At 46.8% G+C, this 442-nt stretch carries 1 protein-coding gene; it reads right to left on the reverse strand.

Annotated features, from left to right (window positions below):
* Window positions 1–354: DUF4149 domain-containing protein (locus tag ACTHUR_RS21155; protein WP_440400773.1), on the reverse strand; the 354-nt coding region annotated here is incomplete at its 3' end.
* Window positions 355–442: the final 88 nt, after the last annotated feature.

Here is a 442-nt window from a genome sequence, read left to right on the forward strand (position 1 = left end):
TGCCAGTATCGTACACATCAAAAAGATAATACTGGATAAGCCATGCCAAATGCCGAATGTACCGCCTACTAGAGACAAGAGCCCGTTATCCAGCCCGTACTTGTGTGCCTCGATAACCGGCGTAACCAAAAGATGATTACAGGCTAAGAGTAGCCCAAGCACCAAAACCCACCAAGAGAGGGAGGCAAGTTGCCGTCTGAAAACGGCATAGGCTGCGCCAAAAATAACTACGCCACAAAGTGCTGTAATAGCAAATAAAATGCCGGCAATTTCTCCTGCCAGCATTTTGGGCAGGATGCGGAACAGGATAGGGTCAGTAACATAGCCTGCTGTCCTCTGCATACCAAGCCACATGGCGGCCGCGGTTTGGATAATTTTTTATAGTCGATGTCTTATGCTTCTCCTGTGAAGATTTTCTTTTCTTTGTTTCTGGTGTTTTTCG

The sequence above is a fragment of the Neisseria sp. P0021.S007 genome (assembly GCF_051956855.1).